This window comes from Mesorhizobium sp. M1217 (genome assembly GCF_040318275.1).
GTDB lineage: Bacteria > Pseudomonadota > Alphaproteobacteria > Rhizobiales > Rhizobiaceae > Mesorhizobium.
On the sequence record NZ_JAMYMA010000029.1, the window covers coordinates 49,671 to 55,889 of the forward strand.

General features: G+C 61.3%; 6 protein-coding genes and 2 pseudogenes. 2 read left to right on the forward strand and 6 right to left on the reverse strand.

Features of this window, described 5'->3' with window-relative positions:
- Positions 1-26: 26 nt before the first annotated feature.
- On the forward strand, positions 27-473 hold the full coding sequence (locus NKH37_RS31745; RefSeq protein WP_353042313.1) for a class I SAM-dependent methyltransferase: 447 nt from the start codon (positions 27-29) through the stop codon (positions 471-473).
- A 419-nt stretch (positions 474-892) separates the two neighbouring features.
- Here NKH37_RS31745 and NKH37_RS31750 read toward each other — a convergent pair whose 3' ends face one another.
- Entirely contained in the window at positions 893-1,126 is a 234-nt protein-coding gene (locus NKH37_RS31750; RefSeq protein WP_352642469.1) for a DUF6429 family protein, read from the reverse strand.
- Between the two features lie 167 nt (positions 1,127-1,293).
- Positions 1,294-1,482 (reverse strand): annotated as a pseudogene (locus NKH37_RS31755) (inositol monophosphatase family protein); the annotation flags it as partial.
- A gap of 321 nt (positions 1,483-1,803) precedes the next feature.
- Here NKH37_RS31755 and NKH37_RS31760 point away from each other — a divergent pair.
- The gene (locus NKH37_RS31760; RefSeq protein WP_353042315.1) at positions 1,804-3,390 is read left to right on the forward strand and encodes an adenylate/guanylate cyclase domain-containing protein; all 1,587 of its coding nucleotides are present in this window, start codon (positions 1,804-1,806) and stop codon (positions 3,388-3,390) included.
- 224 nt (positions 3,391-3,614) lie between these two features.
- Here NKH37_RS31760 and NKH37_RS31765 read toward each other — a convergent pair.
- From NKH37_RS31765 to NKH37_RS31780, 4 genes and pseudogenes are all read right to left on the reverse strand, one after another.
- Positions 3,615-3,782: pseudogene (locus tag NKH37_RS31765) on the reverse strand (type II toxin-antitoxin system VapB family antitoxin); the annotation flags it as partial.
- A 60-nt stretch (positions 3,783-3,842) separates the two neighbouring features.
- Complete coding sequence (tnpC, locus tag NKH37_RS31770; RefSeq protein WP_353042317.1) at positions 3,843-5,426, reverse strand: IS66 family transposase; 1,584 nt, start codon at positions 5,424-5,426, stop codon at positions 3,843-3,845.
- A gap of 73 nt (positions 5,427-5,499) precedes the next feature.
- Positions 5,500-5,844: an IS66 family insertion sequence element accessory protein TnpB gene (gene tnpB, locus NKH37_RS31775; protein ID WP_352480562.1), complete on the reverse strand. Its 345-nt coding sequence runs from the start codon at positions 5,842-5,844 to the stop codon at positions 5,500-5,502.
- Positions 5,841-6,149, reverse strand: a complete 309-nt coding sequence (locus tag NKH37_RS31780) for a transposase (protein WP_353042319.1) — start codon at positions 6,147-6,149, stop codon at positions 5,841-5,843. Before NKH37_RS31780 ends, tnpB begins: the two co-directional genes overlap by 4 nt.
- Between the last annotated feature and the right edge of the window lie 70 nt (positions 6,150-6,219).

Consider the following 6,219-nt stretch of genomic DNA (forward strand, 5'->3'; position numbering starts at 1 on the left):
GGGCTCTTTCCAAAGGAGCTGATGATTTGTGGTGGTCAAGATTCAAAAGGGGTTTTGCCGGAACGTGGGACGACAGACTGGACGGGCTATTCTCCGCAAAGGTCGACTACGCCGGGAAATCCATTCTCGATGTTGGCTGCAATATGGGTGTTGTCGCCTATGAGATATCCAAGCTGAAACCCAGCTCGATCCACGGGATCGACATTGCCAAGCCGCACATCCAGACTGCAAAAATGTTATTGAGCTGCTCCCCGGTGCATGCCCGGTTCGATCGCCTGAATCTTGGCAGCCGGCGCCTCGGCAATATCCTTCTACCGAACGATATCGTCCTGCTGCTGGCCGTCTATCAGCACATGCAGCGCAACATCGGCCCAGGCAAGGCGCGAAGGGTGCTTTCCAATATTGTGAGGCGCACCTCAAACGTTGTTGCCCGCGTTCATCGAAACGCTGTCCGACGAGGGATTCCAAGTTAAGAGCACTCACACATCCCCTCTTGGTAGTCATGTGCTCGTTCTTGAGAAACCTGCCTTCGGAAATCCGCAGCCATGATGACACATTCCTTGTGGTAGTCTGCCCTTTAAACATCCATGTACCAGCAGCGGGCGCAGACCCGCTGCCTGCCTGCAACTCGGCCCGGGAAGCGCCGATTCGCCGGCAGAAAGCATCTTGCGGATGGACCTCGCGCCAATGCCGTTGACATTTAGCGTCGCGACTGCGGTGTTCTCTGCCACTGCCTTAACAGACAGGATGCCCCCGTTGGCCTAGGTGACGAAGACGAGTTTGGCCGCCACGGCGAGGGCACTGCCCGTCCCGCCTGCGGTCAGCGCGCCGCCACTATCGAAATTCAGCCAGGTGCGCCATCATCTCGCGGCGCCCTCCCAGCGCTCATGGCTCATGGCGCCGGACGGGTGAACAGGGTTCGGAATAGCTCCTGCGCACGCCGCAGTCCTTCATCTGTCAGAACCACTGACTTCGCCTTGTTTGCTGGATTCGCGATCAGCCCCTTCTCGTGCAAGCGATCCAGAGCGTTCCAATCCAAACCCTTCCAGGCGCGCCTCTCTTCATGCAGCGTCAGCCAAAGCAGGCCCAGAACGGCTTCGTCGATCTTGTCGGTGTCGATCTCCATGCAAGCAGCCTAACACGCGAAGGGCCTCTGCCACGATCCACACCGGATAGTTACTCCCTGCCACGAGCGTTCGGCTGAAAATAAGTGCTTCACTCAAGCGTCGCATGCGCGACAGCGTCATTTGCGCGGGCGACGAGCCGGGATGGGATCGGAGTTCATCATGGTGCCTAAGCGGCCGTGGCAGCCTTGCCGCTGGCAATGAAATGCGGATTCGCGAAATCCTCGTCGTCGCTCTGGTTGCGCTTACCGCAGGCGAGCGGCGCGCTATCCAGCGTGCGCGTCATGCCGCCGGCAGCGCGCAGCACCGCGTCAGCCGCCGCGGTGTCCCATTCCATAGTGCGGCCGAAACGCGGATACGTTTGGCGGGACACTTTCTTTTCCGACGCGCTCTCCGGCCGCAGAAGTCTCAACCTTGCCAGAGGTGAATTTTTGACCCCTGAGCGGTTATCGCGGAGCGCATTCCGGGTCACAACCGACTTTGCGACATCCCCCTCACTGATTCACTGCCCGTCTAGCGCCAGAATGCGAAATCCGCTGTGAGGGTCGGGGCTTAGCAACCGCTCAAGGTCGGTCCGAGGTTGCAGGGCTGACGTGTTTTCATCGAGCCAAGACTGACTCTGGTACCGTGCCGGGAATGAGCTATAGTTCAGATACTGTGACGGCCGGGGGCTTGCACAATGGCTGGACTGAGTGAACAGATTGCGCGTCAGCAGCGCACCATGGGACCGCTCCTGGTCACGGCAGTGGTCATCGGCCTTATCGGTTTGCCCGTCGCAGCCTGGCTCGACCTCCGAGACCTATCGGAACGGATGCTGCGCAGGCAAGCCAGCGAAATCAGCCGCATCATCGACGAGATGCGCGGATTCTACGGCAGCGACGTCGTGGGACGCGTGCTGCAAGCTAACGGCGCCGTGACTGCGACGCACAACTACCGGGACGTGCCAGGCGCGATCCCTATTCCAGCAACCCTCTCGATCGAACTCGGCAAGCGCATCAGCGCTCACGACGGGTCCGTCAAATATCGGTTCGTCTCGGATCTGCCTTTCAAAGGTCGCGCCCCCCACCAGCTCGATGTATTCGAGCGGAATGCAATCTTTGCTTTGCGCGCCAACCCGAAGGAGCCGATCATCGAAGTCTCGGGTTCACTGTTTGACCGGCAGGTCCGCGCCGTGGCCCCTGTTGTAATGGGACAGGTCTGCGTGACCTGCCATAACTCACACCCGGACAGCCCCAAGACGGACTGGAAGGTAGGGGATGTCCGAGGGATCCAGGAGATATCAGTCAATCAGCCTATTGCTGCGAACGTCCTCACCTTCAAGTATCTGCTCCTATATTTCGGTTTCGCGGCGGCGGCGGGCCTGACGTTCATTCTCCTGCAGCGTCGGCAGTCCGCGTTGATTCAGGGCATCAACAAGGAGCTTTCCGAGGCAAACGACTTTCTGGCCGCGATTTCATTGAAGATCGCCAAATACCTTTCGCCTCAAATCTACAAAAGCATCTTCAGCGGCCAGAAGGACGTCACCATCGCAACCGAGCGCAAGAAGCTCACGATCTTTTTCTCCGACGTCAAGGATTTCACCGCGATCGTGGAACGGCTCCAGCCCGAGGACCTGACGCTTCTCCTCAACGAGTACTTCACCGAGATGTCGACGATCGCGCTCAAACACGGCGGCACCGTCGACAAGTTCATCGGCGACGCGCTTCTTGTGTTCTTCGGAGACCCCGAGACGCAGGGCGTCGAGGAAGACGCGAGAGCCTGCTTGCGCATGGCTGTCGACATGCAGCGTCGGCTGGAGCAGTTGAACAGGGTGTGGCATGACCGCGGAGTTGAACGGCCCTTCCGAGCTCGCATGGGCATCAACACGGGCTATTGCAATGTTGGGAACTTCGGTTCCGATGATCGGATGGACTACACGATTATTGGAGCCGAGGCGAACTTGGCGGCCCGGCTGCAGTCGATTGCCGAGCCCGGCGGCATCTGCCTCAGCTATGAGACTTACGCGCTCGTGCGCGACCTTGTCCGGGCGCGTCCATTAGCACCGATTGCCATGAAGGGGATCAGCCGGGAGGTTGTCCCCTACGAAGTCGAGGGCCTCCTGGGTGAACTCGCCCAGCGCCCTCAGGTCATCAGCGAGCATACGACTGGTCTCGACTTGTTCCTCGATGTTGAGGCAATCGACGAGAACGGGGTGGAGCGGGCGAAGAAACGACTTTCGGAGGCGCTCCTGGCCTTAACCATCCGAAGCAAGCCCGCCGCATTTTAGGTTCTTGAACGTGATCCAATCTGGACCGTGGCCAGCCAAGTAAAGTCCGGTTCAACACCGTTCAGCCGCGCCGGGTCCCGACCAGGAGTTCGCGCGCATCATCCTCGTTGGTCATCAGCGCCGTCAGGGCCGAGGCGTCGATGAACATCATCATTCTCGTACAGGCTGTCGCGAAACGCCTTGTCGGCGGGCCTGCCGTGATCAGGCTTGCCCCGGGCTCGCAGATCTCGGCAGAACCTGACGCCGATCTCTACGAGGGACGGTCTAGCCTGTTCGCGCTCAAGCTCATGCTTGAGCGCGGCATGGACGGCCTCTGTCAGACCAGTTCTCTTAAGTGCGGCGACCCGGCGGGCCAGTGCGTCGGTCTCGGGATTTTTGATGTGGAACGCCATCACTCGCTAGTATAGCCGTTCAAGTGTATCGGTATACAGTAAGCGGGTAGCTGATGCCGTTCAGCGCTGGTAGTTCCAAGGCATAAGCGCCTCGATATCGCTGTTTGGCCAGCCATTGGCGATACGCTCGAGGGTCTGGGTGAGCCAGGCGTGCGGATCGACCTGGTTCATCTTGGCGGTGGTCAGCAGCGTGGCGATGGTGGCCCATGTCCGTCCGCCGCCGTCGCTGCCAGCGAAGAGGCTGTTCTTTCGGGTAATTGTCTGTGGCCGGATGGCGCGCTCGACGGTGTTGGAGTCGATTTCGATGCGGCCGTCGGTGAGGAAGCGCTCCAGCGCGGCACGCCGGCCGAGCGCATAGCGGATCGCCTCAGCGGGCTTCGATTTTCCCGACAGCTTCGGCAGCTCCTTTTCCCACAGCGCAAAGAGAGCGGCAACGACGGCGGCGGATTTCTCCTGACGCGCAGCTATCCGAAGTACCGGGTCCTGGCCGCGCACGGCCTCCTCGGCGGCCCACAGCGGGGCCATCTGCGCCACCGTCTGCGAGGCAATAACGGAGGAGCCTGCGGCATGCAGTTCGTAGAACTTGCGCCGCACGTGCGACCAGCACGCCGCCAGCGTCACGCCGTCATTGCCCCGATCCGATCGGGCCAGCCGGTTATAGGCGGCGTATCCGTCAACCTGCAGGATGCCGCGATAGCCGTCCAGATGGCGGGCGACACATTCGCCGGCACGGCTGTCTTCGAAGCGGTAGGCGACGATGGGCGGTCCGCTGCCACCGAACGGCCGATCATCGCGGAGATAGGTCCAGAGGTAGGCCGTCTTGGCCTTGCCCGATCCTGGGGCCAGCGTTGGCAGGGTGGTTTCATCGGCAAAGACCCGCTCACCCTGCTTGATGCGGGTCAGTGCGTAATCGGCGAGCGGCTCGAGCTCGAAGCCGACCTTGCCCATCCACTGCGCCATCTGTGACCGGTCGATCTCGACCTGATCGCGGGCATAGATCGCTTCCTGGCGGTAGAGCGGCAGGCCATCGGCGTATTTCGACACTGCGATCTGCGCCAGCAGCGCTTCGGTCGGAATGCCGCTTTCGATGATGCGGGCGGGTGCGGCTGCCTGGGTGACGCCGTCCCAACCCTTGTAGGCATATTTGGGGCGACGCGTGACGATCACCCGGAACTTCGCCGGGGTGACATCGAGCCGTTCGGAGACGTCCTCGCCGATCAGGATCTTTTCCAGCGCTTCGCAGCCAGCAGGCGTTTCGGGCTCGATAACCACCTCGACCCGTTCGAGATGGGCCGCAAAGCCTTTGCGAGGACGCGGAGCGCGCTTCGCTTTCGAGCCGCCCGCAGACTTCTCCATCTGCGCTTCGATGGCCGCCACGCCGGTTTCGATCTCGTCGAAGACCAGCGCATACTGTTCCTCGCTCAGCGCGCCGGTCCGCAACCTTTCGGAGCGGGTGCCGAAGCGCGCCCGCTCCAGCATCTTCACGACCGTCGTCAGGCGTGCGATCCGCTCATCGGCGCTCTTGTTGACCAGCTCGAGATGGAGGTTGCGCTCCTCCAGAAGGGCGGCCTTTTCGGCCATGGCAATAACCATCGCCTTGAGCGCGTCAACGTCGTCCGGGAGCGCGAGTTCGGGTGCCGACATGGCCAAAATCAGAGCATATTCGCGGGCAATTTTCCCGCTTTTTCAGCTCCCTGATTCATCATGCCGCAGGGTTTTACCCAACCGATTGCGGCCGCCTGACGGTCTCCGTCCGAACCCGTTTCCAGTCCATTCCGTCAACCAGAGCCATGAGCTGAGCATGATTGAGCTGGACCCGGTGGTGGCCGATCCGCGGCCAGCAGAACTTCGCGTCGTCCAGTCGCTTGGCATAAAGACACACGCCGCTGCCGTCCCACCAGACGATCTTGATCCTGTCCGCTCTTTTGGCGCGGAAGACATAAAGCGCGCCGTTGAACGGATCCGAACCGGCATCGCGCACCACCGCCAGAAGGCCGTCGGGACCTTTTCTAAAATCGACGGGATGACTGGCGACCAACACCTTCACGCCGGCCGGGATCATGCCTGGCGAACCGCCCGGATGATCCGCACCAGCTGCTCCTCATTGATATCGGCACCGGCGCGAATGACCACGCCACCCAGCTCGATCTCCACCGACGCGGACGCCGCTTGGGTGACCTCGACAAAGCCAAGCCGATCCGCATCTCGCCGCGGCGTGACCGCACCGCTCTTGATCGCCTTGCTCCGCCAGCCGAACAGCTGGGCTGGCGCCATCCCCGCTTGTCTGGCGATGGCCGATACATTCGCGCCCGGCTTCAGTGTCGCCTCGATCAGCCGCGACTTCGCTTCCGCAGTTGTGTGCGTCAAGTTCTGCAAAAATGGCGTGGCAGTAGCTGTGACGTCGGCGTGTCCGCCGCGCAGCCCCCGTGTTTAGCGG

Excerpts from the sequence above, each read along its gene's own strand:
- NKH37_RS31750 (WP_352642469.1), bottom strand. The coding sequence starts at position 1,126 with ATGGAGATCGACACCGACAAGATCGACGAAGCCGTTCTGGGCCTGCTT.
- NKH37_RS31760 (WP_353042315.1), top strand. The coding sequence starts at position 1,804 with ATGGCTGGACTGAGTGAACAGATTGCGCGTCAGCAGCGCACCATGGGA.
- tnpC (WP_353042317.1), bottom strand. The coding sequence starts at position 5,426 with ATGTCGGCACCCGAACTCGCGCTCCCGGACGACGTTGACGCGCTCAAG.
- tnpB (WP_352480562.1), bottom strand. The coding sequence starts at position 5,844 with ATGATCCCGGCCGGCGTGAAGGTGTTGGTCGCCAGTCATCCCGTCGAT.